This window comes from Actinoplanes sp. CA-252034, assembly GCF_050956125.1.
Taxonomy (GTDB): Bacteria; Actinomycetota; Actinomycetes; order Mycobacteriales; family Micromonosporaceae; genus Actinoplanes.
Genome location: NZ_CP191846.1, coordinates 978457 through 994374 on the forward strand (window position 1 = coordinate 978457; position 15918 = coordinate 994374).

The window sequence follows — 15918 nt, forward strand, 5'->3', positions numbered from 1 at the left end:
GGCGGTCAGCTCTGGATGTTCTGGTAGATCGTGAACATCGGCAGGTAGAGGCAGATCACCATGCCGCCGACCACGGTGCCCATGACGAGCACCATGATGGGCTCGATCGATGCGGTCAGTGATTCCGCGGCCTCATCGACCTCGCGGTCGTAGAAGTCGGCAATCTTGTCGAGCATCTGACTGATCTGACCGCTCTCTTCACCGACTTCGACCATCTGCGTGACCATCTCGGGGAAGATCGAGTGATGCCGTAGCGCCGAAGACATGGGCTGACCGTCACGAACGGTCGACTGCACGTCCTTCATCGCGGCATTGATCACCTCGTTGCCGGTGGTCTCGCCGACGACCGCCAGCGCCTGCATGACCGGAACGCCGACGTTCAGGAGCAGGCCGAGGTTGCGGGAGAAGCGGCTCATCGCGAGCTTGCGCAGGAGCGGGCCGAAGACGGGAAGCCGGATCTTCAGCCGGTCGACCTTGAGGCGGAACTCCTCGCTGTCGCGCATCTGCCGCTTGTAGAAGAAGGTGGTGCCGAACATCAGGCCCAGGACCAGCGGCCCGATCCAGCCCATGTTGTGGCTGGCGGTGACCAGGAACTGGGTGATGGCCGGGAGCTCGCCACCGAGGCTCTTGAACATCGCCTCGAAGATCGGGACGATGAAGATCAGCACGCCGGCGATCATCACGAAGGTGAAGCCCAGCACGATCGCGGGATAGGTCAGCGCGCTCTTGATCTTGCCGCGGAGCGCGGTGTCCTTTTCCAGGCTCTCGGCGATCTGCTCGAGCGCCTTGTCGATCATACCGCCGGTCTCACCGGCGCGGATCATGGCGATCATCAGGCGCGGGAAGACCCGGTCGTGCTTCGCCATCGACGCCGACAGCCCGGCGCCGCCGGCGACGTCGGTACGCAGCTCGCCGAGCGCCTTCTTCAGCGGCGCCGACGAGGTCTGCTCCTCGAGGATCGCCAGCGACCGCAGCAGCGACATGCCGGACGCGGTCATGGTGGCGAACTGCCGCGCGAAGACGGCGAGGTCCTTCAGCTTGATGCGGTTCCCCAGGCCGGGGATCTTGAGTTCCTTCTGGAGACCCTGACCCGCCTCGATCAGGTCGAGCGGGACCTCGCCGCGCTGGCGCAGCATGTGGGTGGCGGCCGCCTCGTTGGGGGCCTCGATCGTGCCCTTGGCCTTCTTACCGGAGGCGTCGATCGCGTGATAGGTGAAAGTCTTGGTGGACGCCATCGGATCAGGACCTTCCCACGAGTCGCTTGAGTTCGTCGGCCCCGTGGCAGATCTCCAGGGCGGCCGGCATGCTGACGATGCCTTCGCGGACCTTCTCGGCCAGGTGCTGGTCGAAGGCGAGCATGCCCTCGGCGCCACCGGCCTGCATGAAGGACGGGATCTGGTGGGTCTTGCCCTCCCGGATCAGGCTGCGGATGGCCGGGGTGGCGGTGAGGATCTCGCAGATCACGGCACGCCCCTTTCCGTCGGCAGTCGGCGCCAGGGCTTGAGTGATCACGCCCTGCAGACTGGCCGCGAGCTGGGCGCGGATCTGCAGCTGCTGGTGCGGCGGGAAGATGTCGATGACGCGGTCGATGGTCTGGGTGGCGCTCTGCGTGTGCAGGGTCGCCATCACCAGGTGGCCGGTCTCCGCGGCGGTCAGTGCCGTCGAGGTGGTGGTCAGATCGCGCAGCTCGCCGACCAGGATGATGTCCGGGTCCTGCCGTAGCGCGTGCTTGAGCGCGGACGCGAAGGTGTCGGTGTCCGTGCCGACCTCCCGCTGGTTCACCACCGACCGTTTGTGCGGGTGCAGGAACTCGATCGGGTCTTCGATGGTGATGATGTGGTCGGCCCGGCTGCGGTTGGCCAGGTCGAGCAGCGACGCCAGGGTGGTGGTCTTGCCGGAACCGGTCGGACCGGTCACCAGCACCAGGCCACGCGGCAGGTGGGCGAACCGGCCCACGGACTCCGGCATGCCCAGCTCGTCCAGCGGCTTGATCTTGTGTGGGATGGCCCGGAAGACCGCGCCGCAAGAGGTCCGCTGCCGGTAGAGGTTGCCACGGAAACGGGAGACGCCGACGATGCTGTGCGCGAAGTCCATCTCCTGCTCGGCGAGGAACGTCTCCCACTGGGCGCGGCTGACGGCCGCGCGGGCCAGCAGCTCGGTGTCCGAGGTGTTGAGCTTGCCGTAACCGGGGACCGGCCGGAGCGACCCGTGCACCCGCATCATCGGCGGGGACCCGACGGTCAGGTGCAGGTCGGACCCGCCCGACTCGACCAGGGTGATGAGCATCTGGTCGAGCACGTCCAGACCGTCCGCGGACGCGGCGCTGGTATCCGCCTGATGTCCGTCGTACTGGAGCGTGTCCATCTGTTCTCTCCCGATCCGTACTGGGTGCTTCCGACGCCTGTTGAATCGGCACCGCACGGACCGGGTTTAGTAGCGAAACAGGTGCTAGACGGCCACCCGGGAGATCTCGCGGATCGAGGTCAGGCCGCCCGCCGCCTTGGCGAGCCCGTCGGCGCGCAGCTCGTACATGCCCTGGGCGAGGGCGACCTCGCGGATCTCGCCGGCCGAGGCCCGCTTGATCGTCAGCGACTCGATCTCCGGGCTCACCTGCATCACCTCGTGGATCGCGATCCGGCCCTTGTACCCGGTGTTCGCGCAGTTCCGGCAGCCCACCGGCTTGTACAGCACCTCGGGGAAGGCCAGGTCCTCCAGCGGCCACTTGGCGCCGAGGACCTCCTCCTCGCTCGGCGTGTACGGCTCCTTGCACCAGTCGCAGATCCGCCGGGCCAGACGCTGGGCGAGCACACAGTCCAGCGACGAGCCGACCAGGAACGGCTCGATGCCCATCTCGGTGAGACGGGTGACCGCACCCGGTGCGTCGTTGGTGTGCAATGTGGAGAGCAGGAGGTGGCCGGTGAGTGCGGCCTCGACCGCGATCTGGGCGGTGTTGCCGTCCCGGATCTCACCGATCAGCACGACGTCCGGGTCGGTACGCAGAATGGCCGGCAGCACCGCCGCGAAGGTGAGCCCGGCCTTCGCGTTGACCTGCACCTGGTTGATGCCCCGCAGGCGGTACTCGACCGGGTCCTCGACGGTGATCACGTTGACCTCGGGCCGGCTGATCTTGCCGAGGGTGGCGTAGAGCGTGGTCGACTTGCCGGAGCCGGTCGGGCCGGTCACCAGCACCATGCCGTGCGGCTTGGTGAACGACTCGGAGAAGCGCCTCAGGTTGTGCTCGGTGAAGCCGAGTTTGGCCAGATCGAGATCGATACCGCCGGTGTCCAGGACCCGGAGCACGATCTTCTCGCCCCAGACCGTGGGCAGCGTGGCGGTGCGCAGGTCGACCGACCGGTCGCGGATCATCGCGGTGATGCGGCCGTTCTGCGGGATCCGCTTCTCGGTGATGTCGACGCCGGACATGATCTTGATGCGGGAGATCAGCGCGTTCATCACGCCGCGGGGCACCAGGTCCACCTCGTGCAGCACGCCGTCGATCCGGTAGCGGACCCGCATGTCGTCCTCGGTCGGCTCCAGGTGCAAGTCGGACGCACGGTTCATGACGGCCTGCTCGATCAGGCTGTTCACGTAACGGACGATCGGCGCGTCGTCGCTGCTGGTCGCCTGCGCGGCCATGCCCGCCTGGTCGTCCACCTCGTCGACCAGATCGGCCAGGTCGGCGCCCTCGCGCTGGAGCCGCTCGATGATCCGGCGGACCTCGCTGCGGGCCACCACCACCGGCCGGATCGTCATGCCGGTGGCGGCCCGCACGTCGTCCAGGGCCACCACGTCGGCCGGGTCGGTCACGCCGACGACCAACTCGCCGTCGTTGATGGCCAGGCCGAGGACCCGGTGGCGGAGTACCACGGGCAGCGGGATCCGCTTCAGCGCCTGCGGGTCCGGGGTGAAACCGACCAGGTCCAGGGTGTTGATGCCGAACGCGGCGGCCGCCGCCTGGGTCAGCTGTTCCTCGGTGACGACCTGATCGTTGATCAGGACGGCGCGCACCGGCCGCCCGCTGCGCTGTGCCTCCGCCGCTGCTCGGTCGACCGCATCGGGGTCGACACCGATCTGCTTGAGGGCGTCCAGCAGCGGACGGAAGGTTTGATCCATGGGTTCCTCGGCCGGGCGGGTGAAGAGGGCTCAGAAATCCAGTCGGACACTTTCCGGCGGAACTGAGCCAGAGGCTCCGTGGCGGAAGGTACGCCGGTATGCCGACGGGGCGACGCCGATCGTGGAGTGCATGTGCTGGCGCAGGGCGGTCGCGCTGCCCAGCCCCGAGCGGCGGGCCACCGCGTCGACCGCCAGGTCGGTCGACTCCAGCAGGATGCGGGCGTGCTCGACCCGCTGGCGGAGCAGCCACTGCCGGGGGCTCAGGCCGGTCTCGTCACGGAATCGGCGGGTGAACGTCCGTACGCTCATCCGGGCGTGCCCGGCCATCTCCTCGAGAGTCACCGGATCGGCGAGCCGGTCCAGTACCCACGCCCGGGTCCCCTCGGTCCCGGCGCCGTTCGCGGCCGGCATCGGGCGCTCGATGTACTGCGCCTGGCCACCGTCGCGCCACGGCGGCACCACGCAGCGCCGGGCCGTCCGGTTCGCCACCGAGGCGCCGTGGTCGGAACGGATGATGTGCAGGCAGAGGTCCACCCCGGCGCCCACCCCGGCCGAGGTCAGCACGTTGCCGTCGTCGACGAACAGCACGTCGAAGTCCCATTTCACCCCGGGATAGAGCCCGCCGATCCGCTCCGCCCAGGCCCAGTGGGTGGCGGCCGGGCGCCCGTCCAGCAGGCCGGCGGCGGCCAGCACCGACGCGCCGGTGCAGATCGAGACGATCCGGGCGCCCCGGGCCGCGGCGGCGACCAGCGCCTCCCGCACGTCGTCGGACAGTGTGCCGTCGGTAACCGGGCCGCCCCGGTGGATGCCGGGCACGATCACCGTGTCGGCGATCGCCAACTGCTCCAGGCCGTGGTCGGGGACGACGGTGAAACCCACCTCGGTGGTGACCGGGCCGGGGCCGCAGACGCGGACGTCGTACAGCCTCGTCATGGTGTCGTCGCGGGCGGACAGGAACACCTGCGTGGGCGTGCCCAGGTCGAAGGGGACCAGGCCGTCCAGGACAAGCACGGAAATCAGATGCCGCATGGCTCGATTCTTGCGCATGATGGCCCTCTGGCCACTCGTCCGAAAGCACGCGAGAAAGAAGGATCGGTGCTGTGAGACGTTTCCATCCCGCCTGGGCGGTCGCCGCGGTCACCTTCATCGCGCTGCTGGGCGCGGCCGGCTTCCGGGCCACGCCGTCCGTCATGCTTCAGCCGCTGCACGACGAGTTCGGCTGGTCGCTCGGCACCATCTCCGCCGCGGTGTCGGTCAACCTGCTGCTCTACGGCCTGACCGCGCCGTTCGCCGCGGCCCTGATGGCCCGGTTCGGCATCCGCCGGATCGCGATGGGCGCGCTGCTGCTGGTCTCGGCCGGCTCTGGCCTGACCCTGTGGATGACCCAGAGCTGGCAGCTCGTGCTCTGCTGGGGCGTGCTGGTCGGGCTCGGCACCGGCTCGCTGGCACTGGGCTTCGTGGCCACCATCACCGGGCGCTGGTTCGTCAAGCACCGCGGGCTGGTCACCGGGGTGTTGACCGCGGCCGGGGCGACCGGAAACCTGATCTTCCTGCCGGTCCTGTCCCGGGTCGTCGAGTCGGACGGGTGGCGGACCGCCGCCCTCACCGTGTCGATTGCCGCGCTCCTGGTCGTACCCCTGCTGTGGTGGAGGTTGCGGGATCACCCGGCCGACCTGAACGTGCCCGCCCTCGGCGCCACCGAGATCGAGGAGCCGGCGAAGCCGGCCGGAGGCGCCGCCCGAAACGCCCTGCGCGCCCTTCGGGACGCCGCGAAGACCAGGCCGTTCTGGCTGCTCGCCGGCGGTTTCGCGATCTGCGGGGCGACCACCAACGGGCTGGTCGGCACCCACTTCATCCCGGCCGCGCACGACCACGGCATGCCGGTGACCACCGCGGCGACGCTGCTGGCGCTGGTCGGCGTCTTCGACGTGGTCGGCACCATCGCTTCCGGCTGGCTCACCGACCGGGTCGACAGCCGGATCCTGCTCGGCGCCTACTACGCGCTGCGCGGGCTGTCGCTGCTGACGCTGCCGTCGCTGTTCGCCGCGACCGCGCATCCGAGCATGCTGGTCTTCATCCTGTTCTACGGGCTGGACTGGGTGGCCACCGTGCCGCCGACCGTGACGCTCTGCCGCGAGTACTTCGGGGCCGCCGGGCCGATCGTGTTCGGCTGGGTCTTCGCCTCGCACCAGTTCGGCGCGGCCGCCGCCGCCACGGCCGCCGGGCTCGCGCGTGACCAGTTCGGCAACTACACGGTTGCCTGGTACGCGGCCGGCGGCCTGGCGATCCTCGGCGCGGTCCTGAGCCTGATGCTCTACGCCGGGAAGCGTCTCCCGCTGATCGAACAGTCGGTGCAGGGGGCTACTTCTCGAGCTTGACCTCGGCGGACTGCTTGTCGAGCAGCTCGGTGACCCCGATCGCCGGCATCGGCCGGGCGAAGTGGTAACCCTGCGCCCGGCCGGCGCCCAGGTCCTTGAGGCGCTCGGCCTGACCGGCGTCCTCGACACCCTCGGCCACCGGCGAGAGGTTGAAGGTGCGGGCGATGTGCAGCACCGCTTCGGCCACCGACGCGCCGCCGGTCGCCGGCATCGCCTGCACGAACGAGCGGTCGATCTTGACCACGTCGACGGGCAGGGTGCTGAGGTGGCTGAGCGAGGAGAATCCGGTGCCGAAGTCGTCCAGGGCGATCCGGACACCGAGCTCCTTGAGCTGGCTCAGCACCCGGGCCGACTCGACCAGGTCGGTGAGCGCCACCGACTCGGTCAGCTCCAGCACCAGGTCCCGCGGGGGCAGGCCGGTACGCTCCAGCACCTCACGGACCTCGTCGATCAGCTTCGGGTTGGTCAGCTGGGACGCGGACAGGTTGACGTTCATCTCGAAGCCGGGGAACTGACCCTGCCAGGCGAGCGCCTGCCGGCAGGCCTCCTCGAGAACCCAGCCGCCGAGCCGGGGCACCTGACCCAGCTGCTCGGCCAGGTCGAGGAAGAGCGCCGGCGGGACCAGGCCCTTCTCCGGGTGACGCCAGCGCACGAGAGCCTCCACACCGACGGTGATGCCGCCGTTGTCCAGGTCCACGATCGGCTGGTAATGCACCTCGAACTCGCCGGCCTCCAGGCCGCGCATCAGGTCCTGCTCGGCCAGCCGACGCTGCTCCGCCTTCGCGAACAGCACCGGGTCGAACCGGCGGGCCACCCCGCCGCCGTCCCGCTTGGCCCGGATCAGCGCCTGGTCGGCGCGGCGCAGCACCCCGTCCAGGCCGTCGTGGCCGTCGGTGATGGCGACGCCGGCGCTGGCCCGGATGCTCAGAGCCACGCCGGCCACCTGCAGCGGACGGTGCAGCTCGGTCAGCACGCGCTCGGCCACCGCGACCGCCGCCTGCTCGTCCTCCAAGCCGGGCAGCAGCACCACGAACTCGTCGCCGTCCAGACGGGCGACCGTGTCGTTGGCGCGTACGTTCACGGCGAGACGCTCGGCCGCGGCACGCAGCAGATCGTCGCCGGCGGCGTGCCCGAGCACGTCGTTGACCTCTTTCAGGCCGTCCAGGTCGACCACGATCACCGCGGTCTGGGTGCGCGACGGCTCGGCGAGCACCTCCTCGGCGTACTCGACGAACATTCGCCGGTTGCCCAGTCCGGTCAGTGGATCCCGGAAGGCCTGCTGCGCGAGCAGCGTCTGCTGGCGGTTACGGTCCGGGTCGATCCGGTTGCCGAGGAACTGTCGCAGCACCCCGGCGCCCGCAAGCAGCAGGACCAGCCAGGTCGCCGCCGGTGGAAGATCACCCGAGACGTGCCGGATCCCGGCGACCGCCAGGGCGGCCCCCACGGTGACGTACCGCAGCACCCCGCGCCGGTTGTCCAGCAGCAGGACGGCGAGGCCCAGGCAGAGCGCCGCCAGCAGCGGCACGATGCGGCCCACCAGCCCACCGGGCTGCGCGATGTCGGCCACCGGCCAGGCGAGCAGTACCAGCGACGCGAGCACCACGGCATCGTCGACGACGACCCGAACCCGGTCCCACAGAGCGTTGCGACCCACGATCCACCTCCGGCGAGAAACATCGGTCCTGGCCGGGCCCGGTTGAGTCATCGCGTCGCGGTTACTTCAAGATCTATTGGGGTACGGCCTCACGGTCGGTGACGGACCTGTGCTCCGGTCGATGCGTTGCCGGTGCGTTACGCCGGTCGTCGGGTCGGGTGACCAGGGTCGCGAGGTTTGCGCGGGCGTGATCTCATGGGACTTCATCGCGGTAAGTCGGTAACGGAGGGCTATAACGTGCTGGATGGAGACCGCGGGGCTGACGACGGCGTCCCACGTGCTGACGAGGGCGTGACGCCGGTCGTCGTCGAGGAGCCGGTGATGCCGGCGCCCGACTTCCCGACCTTTCCCCGTACTCCGGGGCTGCCGCACCAGGCGCCGGGCAACGGTTTCGAGAGCGGGCGCGACAGTCGTGCACGGTGAACCCAGCCCCTCCCTGCCTCGGCGCGGCCCGGCCCCGCCCGTCGACCGGATGGACAATGCGGAGCTGGCCCGGCTGATCGAGTCCGAGCACCCGTACCGGGGGAAGGCGCTCTTCGAGCTCTGTGACCGGGTCGCGCTCGACGACGACGCGGCGACCAAGGTCGCGATGCTGTCCCGGCTCACCTCGCTGCGGCGGGCACGGCTCTTCGACCGGGTGTCGCTGGCCTGGTCGGCGATCATCGCGCTGCTGGCGGCGGAGACCACCCATGCGCGCGACGAGGCGTACGCCGCGTTCGGCGCGCTGGACCCGGAGGAGCAGCGGGACATGCTGGACTATCTCGAGGTCACCGCGATCGAGGAGGCCCACCCGCGGATCACGTGAGCGGGCCTCCGGAGTGATCAGGCCTGGATCAGGACGTCTCGGCGGAACGCGACCCGGTCGCGTACGGCTGAGGCGTCCGGTTTCGGGTCGGGATAGAACCAGGCCGCGTCCGGCGCGGTGTGCCCGTCCGCCCGGAGCGAGTAGTAGGACGCCTTACCCTTCCAAGGGCAGACGGTGTGCGTGTCCGACGGGACGAGCACGTCCTCACGGACGCTGGCGAGGGGGAAGTAGTGATTGCCCTCGAGCACCACCGTGTCGTCGCTCTCGGCGATCACTTCGTCGTTCCAGATGGCCTTCGGCATGCCCTCGAACGTAGCGCGTAGTGCGGTTTGTGTCTGATATGTGCGATTTATTCACCTCTCGTGGGTGAATTGCCGCAACCCGGTTGAAGATCTAGAGTCGAATTCCTTATGGAGTCTCGGTTGGACCAGCTGCGCGGCTCCGCGCGGGCCAAACGCCACAACGCGCGCACCCTCGCCGCGCTCACCGGCAATCCGGGCTGCAACCGCCGGGCCGTCCTCGACGCGGCCGGCATCGACAAGCAGAGACTCGCCGAGCACATCGGCTTCCCCGGCAGCTTCGGCCAGTCCCGGTTCGCGCTGTCCCGCGGCAACGCCTTCGAGGCCATGCTCAAGGCCGACGACTGCGCCCTGCTCCGTGAGGTGCTCGCCGCCGACGCCGGGCTCGACTACCGGGATCTCGCCTCCGACACGCTGGACGACCGGCACGAGCAGACCGTCAAGGTGCTCGCCGACGCCCGGTCCGCCCTCATCGACCACCCGCTGCTCACCCTCGACGTCGCCGGCCAGACCGTCTATCTCGAGCCCGACCTGATCGCGTACGCCCATCACGGCCGGCTCCAGGTGGTCGAGATCAAGTCGTTCGCGATCGTCGACGGGCAGGCCGACAGCGCCAAGGTGTCGGCCGCCGCCGTGCAGGCCGCCGTCTACGTCCTGGCCCTCCGCGACCTGCTCGAGCGCCTGGGCCAGGACCCGTCCACGGTCAGTCACGAGGTCGTCCTGGTCTGCCCCGCCGATTTCAGCTTCCACCCCACCGCGGTCGTCCTCGACGTTCGCAAGCAGCTCTCCACCCTGCGGCGGCAGTTGTCCCGCCTCGCCTCGGTCAACGACCTGATCGGCGCCCTCCCGGCCGGCCTCAGCTTCGACCTGGCACTCGACCCCGACGATCTCGTCGCCGCGCTCGCACACGTCGATGCCCGGTATGCGCCGGAATGCCTCTCCGCATGCGAGCTCTCCGTCTACTGCCGGAACGAGGCGGCCGGCAGCACGGCGGCGCTCGGCCGGACCGTCCGGGAGGCGCTCGGCGGCATCGACTCCGTCGACGAGGTGCTCGCCCTGGCCGAGGGCCGCCGCGAGCCGACCCCGGACCAGGCCGAAGCGGCCGCGATGCTCCAGGCCGCGTTGCGGCTCCGGACCGAGGCCCTTTCCCCCGCACTTCCCGCATCCTCCGCGCCGTCCGCTTCCGAGGCCCCTTCTTGAGTACGCTCACCGCGCTCGCACGGGCCCAAGCGGTCGCCAGCGGTCGCGCCCAGCCCATCGCCACCGTGCGTCACCTGCACGTGCACGACCATCCGCTGGTGCTGATCCCGCTGGTCATGGCCGGCGAGGCGAACGCTCCGCTGGCCGCGATGGTCGGCACCGACCCGGCCCGGCCACGACTGCTCACCGTGGGTCAGCCGCGCAACCGTGACGAGCGGTTCGCCTTCGCCGCCGACCTCGCCGCCACTCTCGTGCCCTACGTCGACTCGTTCGCCACCGACACCGAGGACGTCGCCGTCGACCGGGGGAAGGACGTGCGCCAGCGGTACGTCGACGCGCCCCAGATCTGGCTGCCCAACCCGGCCGGAGCCGACTTCCTGCGGCTCTTCGGCCGGTCCACCCGGTTCCGGCGCACCGACGGCGACAACCCGGTCCCGGCCGCCGTGCCCCTGCTCGGGCGCTGGCTCACCTTCTTCGCCAACACGGCCGAGATGCCCGGCTCGTCACTACTGGTCAACGCCGTGCAGGCGCTCGGCCTGCACTGGGTGACCGGGCAGAGCGGCGCCGAGGACGCCCAGTTCGGTGTGCAGCTCGCCTGGATCGAGTCAGGCGCGGCAGCCGCCCGGGACGCCGAGAACGGGCCGGTCGCCGGGCCCGCCACCGATCCCGACTTCGACAACCGGGTGCTCGCGCCCCTCATCGAACGCTCCGCGCCGGAACTGCCGCAGGTGCTGGACGACCTGCTCCGGCCGACGTGGGAACGGATGTGGCGTAGCCTCGCGCTCCTGCGCCGCCTGCCGGTCGGTGAGCGGGTCCGGCTGCGCTGGGACGCCGACCGCGACGCCTTCACCGCGTTCGCGCAGAACCTCGCCGAGGGTGGGCCGCCGCAGCCCCGCCGGGACGGCGCCGTCGCCGCGGCCGCCCGCCTCCAGCGGCTGGAGAGCGCCGCCTCCCGATACGCCGTCCAGCGCGCCTTCGACGACCCGCTCGTCCTGGCCGAGTACCGGCTCAGCGGTGCCGCCTTCGCCGGGACCGTCACCCTGGCCAACCCGGACCGCGTCGACGACAGCGGGAAGCGGCCGGTCCTCCGCCCCCGGATCATGGTGCACACCACCGAACCGGTCCGGGTCGAGCCCGGCGCCTCGCTGACCTCCCCGGCCCGGCCGTCCCAGAAGGCCCGCGTCATCTCGATCAGCCCGTCCGGCGACGTCCTGCTCGAACTGTCCGGCGGGATGGGGCGGCGCCTGGTCGCCGAGCCCGGCAGCGTTCCGGCCGTGGGGGAGCGGCTGATCCTCACCACGCTCAGCGAGGCGTACCGTCCCGGGGGCGCGCTGCCCGACCCGGCCGAGACGCCCTGGACCCACGGCGGGCCGCCGGCCCCCTACGACCCGTCGGCTCAGGCGGATGCTTCCACTTCGTCAGCTCCGGCGGCCTCTTCGGCTCCATCAGGCCCGGCGGACCCTTCGGCTCCATCAGGCCCGGCGGCCTCTTCGGTTCCGTCAGGTCAGGCGGCCTCTTCGGTTCCGTCAGGTCAGGCGGACGAGCAGGAGGGCGATGTCGTCGCTGCGGCGCGGGGCGATCTCCAGCAACCGGGCGCAGAGCTCGTCACCGGGCCGGGACGCGTTGTCCCGTAACACCGTCGACAACCGGGCGATCCCGTCGTCCAGCAGCTGCTCCCGATCCTCCACCAGGCCGTCGGTGTAGAGGACCAGCGTCGAGCCGGCCGGGACGAACCGCCGGGCCGTCGTGCGCGGCTCATCCCGCGGAGGCAGGCCCAGCAGCGGCTCCGGCGGCACCCACCACACCTGGACCTCACCGTCCGGTAACAGCAGCAGCGGCGGCGGGTGCCCGGCGTTGGCGAACCCCACCTCATAACCCGACCAGCACGTGCGTACGCGAGCCAGCACGGCCGTCGCGGACGCGGGCACCCGCAGACCGTGCAGTGTCTGGTCGAGAGCGGTGAGCAGCGCGCCCGGCTCCTCGTCGCGCCCGTACGCGTCGCCCCGGATCAGATTGCGCAGCTGACCCATCGTCGCCGCGGCCTCGATGTCGTGACCGGACACGTCCCCGACGGCGACCACCACGCTGCCGTCCGGCTGGGCGAACGCGTCATACCAGTCGCCGCCGACCGCCGCGCCGTCCTGCGCCGGGAGATAGCGGGCGTGCAGCTCGATCCCCGGCAGGACCGGCAACTCGGTGAGCAGGCTCCGCTGCAGCACCTCGGCGACGTGCCGCTGCTCCCGGTAGAGCCGGCCGTTCTCCACGGCGAGACCCGCGCGCCGGCCCACCTCGGCCGCAGTCCACTCCTCGGCGGCCGAGAAAGCGGGCCGATCCGGGCGGTTCACCAGCAGGATCGCGCCGAGCGCCAGCCTCCGCACCGGCGACACCACGGGCACGATCATCGACGCCCCGAATCCGGCCCGCGCGGTGATCTCGGAGAGCTCCGCGTCGCTGATCCGGCTCCGCATCTCGGCGTCACCGTCCGCGGACCGTACCGGACGGCCCCGTGCCCGTACCGCGCGGATCATCGTCCGCAGGTCGGCGTGGGAGCCGGCGGCCAGCTCGGCGAGCCGGGCCATGTCGGCCGCCCGGTCCGGGTCGCAGTGCGCCGCCGAGACACGCGCCGCCCCACCCGGATCGTCGGCGACCGCCACCACACACCAGTCGGCCAGCGCCGCCGTGACGATGCCGCCGAGCCGGCGCATCGCCTCCTCCACGTCCATCGTCGCGGCCAGTGACTCGGTCAGCTCGGCCAGCAGCTCCAGCTGATGATGCGCCGACTCGGCGGCCCGGCGGGCCTCCTCGGCCGCGATCCGGGCGATCCGCAGGCACACCTCGGACGAACACACCTCGGCCAGCTCGCCGATCAGGGCGATCTCACTCGGCGTCCAGACCCGGGGCTCCTGGTCGATGGCGCAGAGCACCCCGACGATCAACCCGTCCGGATCGGTGATCGGCGCCCCCACGTAGGCGATCGCGCCGATCTCGTCGATCATCGGGTTGTCGCACATCCGCGGGTCGTCACGCACATCCGGAACCACCTGCATCTCACCGGCGATCACCACATGCCGGCTGAACGAGTGGGTCAGCGGCATCTCCCGCGCCGAGGCCAGCGGCTCCGGCACCCCCACGTGGCCGGCCAGCACCTGCCGGTCCTCGTCCACCAGGCAGACCACACCCATCGGAGCGTCGATCAGCTTGTGCACCAGCATCGCGACCCGGTTGAAGGCGTCATCCGGCACCGGACCCGCGATGATCCGGCGCACCGATCGCAGACGCGGCGGATCAGCGAGCACAGCTGCACCGGTCAGGCCCCACTGAAGCACCATCGCCCCCCGCGGTCTCGACCGTCAGGCTACCGGCGGCAGGTGTATGCGCACCGTTTCCGCGGTGACCCGATCATCCGTTTCGACCCGCCCGAAAGGACGACCCACCCCAGATTGCGGGGGCCGCCCCGCCAGCCACCCTTCGGTCGGGGTTGTGGTGGCAGCCCGGCGGTCGCGCTGCGGCCCGGCGCCGGGGAGACGTCGCGAGGTGGCCACGGTGCTCTTCGTGGCCGTACAGAATAGGTTGTCTGGTTTTGGGCTGCGGGTTTCAGGCGGCGCTGGATGGTCGGTGGCCGAATGGCTGGCGTCGGCCCGCGGTGAGACCGGAGCGGATGGTGCGACGGATCTCCGTCCAGCCGAGACCGGCGTGGCGTGCCGCCGCCGTCAGCTCCCATCGGACCTCGGACTCGTCCAGCAGCCCGGCGCCGACCAGGCGGCCGAGGGCGAAGGCCGCCCGGTTGAGCGTGTCGTTTCGGGTGCCCGGCACGGCGTCGGCGACCCGGCCGGTCTCGGCGTCTAGTGCCGCCTCCGCGTAGCGGTCCGGGTGTGCCGGCAACCGCCGGCGGACCGGCTCGGGTGGTGGGCCCGCGATCAGCGTCACCAGGGGCGCCGGCCCGGCCGGCAGGGCCACCGCGGGCCGCTGGATCCAGCGATAGTCGCCCCCGCTCGCGTGCCGTGACGGCGGGGCCAGGACGTAGCCGCCGGATCCGCGCCAATCCAGGCCCGGCAGCAGGCGGACCCGGTTGCCGAAGCCGGTGGGGCGGAACCAGAGATGGCGGCCGCCCGACCCGGTGCGCACCTGCGGGCCGGGCGGGACGTCGCCGCCGAGCAGGTGGCGCAGCCCGTGCCAGCCCTCCGCCGAGTCGACATCGGCCACATCCATCACCACCCCGGTACGCAAGCCGACGTTGGCGCGTGGCCAGAACGTCCACCACAGCCGGATCTGATGAGGATCGGTCGACGCCTCGGACAGCCCGTGTCGGAGGCGGGGATGTTTGCCGGAACGCCCGCATCGGGCCCCTCTGTCGCAGGAACAGGCGCCGGTCAGGTCAGGCGTGTGCACCGGCAGGACGGGGACGCCGTGCCGGGCATACGCGAGGGCGACCGTAAGCGACATTAGAACAAGCGTACGACAATCAGCCTCCGTCCGGCAGGGTGTGCAGCACGTGGGCGATGTGGTGGGAGGTGCCCCACGCGATCCAGCTGGCCGAGCTCCCGGCGCCCCGCGCTGTCCTGGCACGTCTCGCGATCTCGGCGTCGCCCCACGAGAAGCGGGCACCGGTCGACGGCCACTGCGGCGAGGACACCAGCGTGCGGCAGAGGTCGTGACACCGGTCGTCGCTGCGCCCACCCCGCCGGGCCCAGCGGTAGATCCACCACTGCGTCGCCGTCGTATACCGCAAGGTCGGAAGCTGACGGTGATGCCGGACCCCACGCCGCCGCACCGGTGACGTGACTCCGTAGTCGGCATAGCCCAGGCCGGGGTCGCCGAGGCGCTCCCAGACCCGCGCGTCCAGGCGGCCGAGCGCCACCGGCCGATCGGTCGGCAGGCCGTCCAGATCGGGCGGCATCGCGCCGGACGCCACGCTCACCGAACGCCACGGCGTCTCCCGGGCCCAGCGCAGCACCCGGCGGGCCCGGTCCTCCACCGCGGTGGCGTGCGCCAGGCAGGCGGTCTCGGCCAGGTCGATCAGCAGGTCGACCTCGCCCGGGTCGAGGGCGGCGGCACGAAGCAGCCGCCCGGCGACCGCGTCCGCCTCGACCGGGTTGCCGGCATCCGCGTGCGGCCGCAGGCGGAGCACGGCGCCGCGCTGATGCAGTCGTGCGGCCCGGCCGTGCCCGGCCAGCCGCAGGCTGCTCTCATGTGGTCGCATCACCGGGATCATGGCGAGTCCGAGGCCGCTCAGCCGCTCGGCGAGCGGCTCCGGCCCGGCGGTCTGCTCGGGGACGTCTCCGAAGTCGACGGCCAGCGCGCGAACACGTGGCCGGAGCTCGCGGACCAGCGGAAGGACGACACCGTCCGGCTCCAGCTCGACGATGGGGACGATCCGCTCGGACTCGTGTGCCGACAGGTGCGCCAGAGCCGTGAACTCGCCCCGACGGGGCCGCAGGATCGGGTGGTAGACCCGGTCGCGCTTCATTC

The 15918-nt window shown here is 71.1% G+C and carries 13 protein-coding genes and 1 pseudogene; 5 read left to right on the forward strand and 9 right to left on the reverse strand.

The genetic code is table 11. The features are described 5' to 3' along the window. Positions 1-5: 5 nt before the first annotated feature. The 4 genes from ACQPZW_RS04585 to ACQPZW_RS04600 all read right to left on the reverse strand — a co-directional run bounded on the left by ACQPZW_RS04585 (position 6) and on the right by ACQPZW_RS04600 (position 5142). A complete protein-coding gene (locus ACQPZW_RS04585; protein WP_433793580.1) occupies positions 6-1235 on the reverse strand; it encodes a type II secretion system F family protein in 1230 nt (409 codons plus the stop codon). A gap of 4 nt (positions 1236-1239) precedes the next feature. Next, the gene (locus ACQPZW_RS04590) at positions 1240-2364 is read right to left on the reverse strand and encodes a type IV pilus twitching motility protein PilT (protein ID WP_433793581.1); all 1125 of its coding nucleotides are present in this window, start codon (positions 2362-2364) and stop codon (positions 1240-1242) included. Positions 2365-2448: 84 nt separating this feature from the next. After that, positions 2449-4113 carry a GspE/PulE family protein gene (locus ACQPZW_RS04595; RefSeq protein WP_433793582.1) on the reverse strand — a complete coding sequence of 555 codons (1665 nt, stop codon included), beginning with the start codon at positions 4111-4113 and terminating at the stop codon, positions 2449-2451. A 30-nt stretch (positions 4114-4143) separates the two neighbouring features. Continuing rightward, positions 4144-5142, reverse strand: a complete 999-nt coding sequence (locus tag ACQPZW_RS04600) for a GlxA family transcriptional regulator (RefSeq protein WP_433793584.1) — start codon at positions 5140-5142, stop codon at positions 4144-4146. A 71-nt stretch (positions 5143-5213) separates the two neighbouring features. On the opposite strand from ACQPZW_RS04600, the gene ACQPZW_RS04605 reads away from it, so the two are divergent. Continuing rightward, positions 5214-6491, forward strand: coding sequence for an MFS transporter (locus tag ACQPZW_RS04605; protein ID WP_433793585.1), 1278 nt, complete (start codon positions 5214-5216; stop codon positions 6489-6491). Here the strand turns inward: ACQPZW_RS04605 and ACQPZW_RS04610 are convergent. After that, positions 6475-8145: a putative bifunctional diguanylate cyclase/phosphodiesterase gene (locus ACQPZW_RS04610; protein WP_433793586.1), complete on the reverse strand. Its 1671-nt coding sequence runs from the start codon at positions 8143-8145 to the stop codon at positions 6475-6477. The two genes, ACQPZW_RS04605 and ACQPZW_RS04610, sit on opposite strands and share 17 nt — an antisense overlap. Positions 8146-8382: 237 nt before the next feature. Here ACQPZW_RS04610 and ACQPZW_RS04615 point away from each other — a divergent pair, with 237 nt between their 5' ends. After that, positions 8383-8568: a hypothetical protein gene (locus ACQPZW_RS04615; protein ID WP_433793587.1), complete on the forward strand. Its 186-nt coding sequence runs from the start codon at positions 8383-8385 to the stop codon at positions 8566-8568. A gap of 49 nt (positions 8569-8617) precedes the next feature. Further along, a complete protein-coding gene (locus tag ACQPZW_RS04620; protein WP_433793588.1) occupies positions 8618-8950 on the forward strand; it encodes a hypothetical protein in 333 nt (110 codons plus the stop codon). A 17-nt stretch (positions 8951-8967) separates the two neighbouring features. Here ACQPZW_RS04620 and ACQPZW_RS04625 read toward each other — a convergent pair whose 3' ends face one another. Then, the gene (locus tag ACQPZW_RS04625) at positions 8968-9252 is read right to left on the reverse strand and encodes a DUF427 domain-containing protein (RefSeq protein WP_433793589.1); all 285 of its coding nucleotides are present in this window, start codon (positions 9250-9252) and stop codon (positions 8968-8970) included. A 108-nt stretch (positions 9253-9360) separates the two neighbouring features. Here ACQPZW_RS04625 and ACQPZW_RS04630 point away from each other — a divergent pair, with 108 nt between their 5' ends. Continuing rightward, positions 9361-10449: a hypothetical protein gene (locus ACQPZW_RS04630; RefSeq protein ID WP_433793590.1), complete on the forward strand. Its 1089-nt coding sequence runs from the start codon at positions 9361-9363 to the stop codon at positions 10447-10449. Continuing rightward, positions 10446-11855: pseudogene (locus ACQPZW_RS04635) on the forward strand (hypothetical protein); the annotation flags it as partial. The gene ACQPZW_RS04630 and the pseudogene ACQPZW_RS04635, both read left to right, overlap by 4 nt. A 120-nt stretch (positions 11856-11975) precedes the next feature. Here the strand turns inward: ACQPZW_RS04635 and ACQPZW_RS04640 are convergent. The 3 genes from ACQPZW_RS04640 to ACQPZW_RS04650 form a co-directional block, all read right to left on the reverse strand. Beyond that, a complete protein-coding gene (locus ACQPZW_RS04640) occupies positions 11976-13745 on the reverse strand; it encodes a GAF domain-containing SpoIIE family protein phosphatase (protein WP_433793591.1) in 1770 nt (589 codons plus the stop codon). Positions 13746-14043: 298 nt separating this feature from the next. Continuing rightward, entirely contained in the window at positions 14044-14892 is an 849-nt protein-coding gene (locus ACQPZW_RS04645; RefSeq protein ID WP_433793593.1) for a bifunctional DNA primase/polymerase, read from the reverse strand. A 19-nt stretch (positions 14893-14911) separates the two neighbouring features. After that, entirely contained in the window at positions 14912-15916 is a 1005-nt protein-coding gene (locus ACQPZW_RS04650) for a beta family protein (RefSeq protein WP_433793594.1), read from the reverse strand. Positions 15917-15918: the final 2 nt, after the last annotated feature.

Coding starts and splice junctions, on each gene's coding strand:
- ACQPZW_RS04585 (WP_433793580.1), bottom strand. CDS start 1,235: ATGGCGTCCACCAAGACTTTCACCTATCACGCGATCGACGCCTCCGGT.
- ACQPZW_RS04590 (WP_433793581.1), bottom strand. CDS start 2,364: ATGGACACGCTCCAGTACGACGGACATCAGGCGGATACCAGCGCCGCG.
- ACQPZW_RS04595 (WP_433793582.1), bottom strand. CDS start 4,113: ATGGATCAAACCTTCCGTCCGCTGCTGGACGCCCTCAAGCAGATCGGT.
- ACQPZW_RS04600 (WP_433793584.1), bottom strand. CDS start 5,142: ATGCGGCATCTGATTTCCGTGCTTGTCCTGGACGGCCTGGTCCCCTTC.
- ACQPZW_RS04620 (WP_433793588.1), top strand. CDS start 8,618: ATGGACAATGCGGAGCTGGCCCGGCTGATCGAGTCCGAGCACCCGTAC.
- ACQPZW_RS04625 (WP_433793589.1), bottom strand. CDS start 9,252: ATGCCGAAGGCCATCTGGAACGACGAAGTGATCGCCGAGAGCGACGAC.
- ACQPZW_RS04630 (WP_433793590.1), top strand. CDS start 9,361: ATGGAGTCTCGGTTGGACCAGCTGCGCGGCTCCGCGCGGGCCAAACGC.
- ACQPZW_RS04645 (WP_433793593.1), bottom strand. CDS start 14,892: ATGTCGCTTACGGTCGCCCTCGCGTATGCCCGGCACGGCGTCCCCGTC.
- ACQPZW_RS04650 (WP_433793594.1), bottom strand. CDS start 15,916: ATGAAGCGCGACCGGGTCTACCACCCGATCCTGCGGCCCCGTCGGGGC.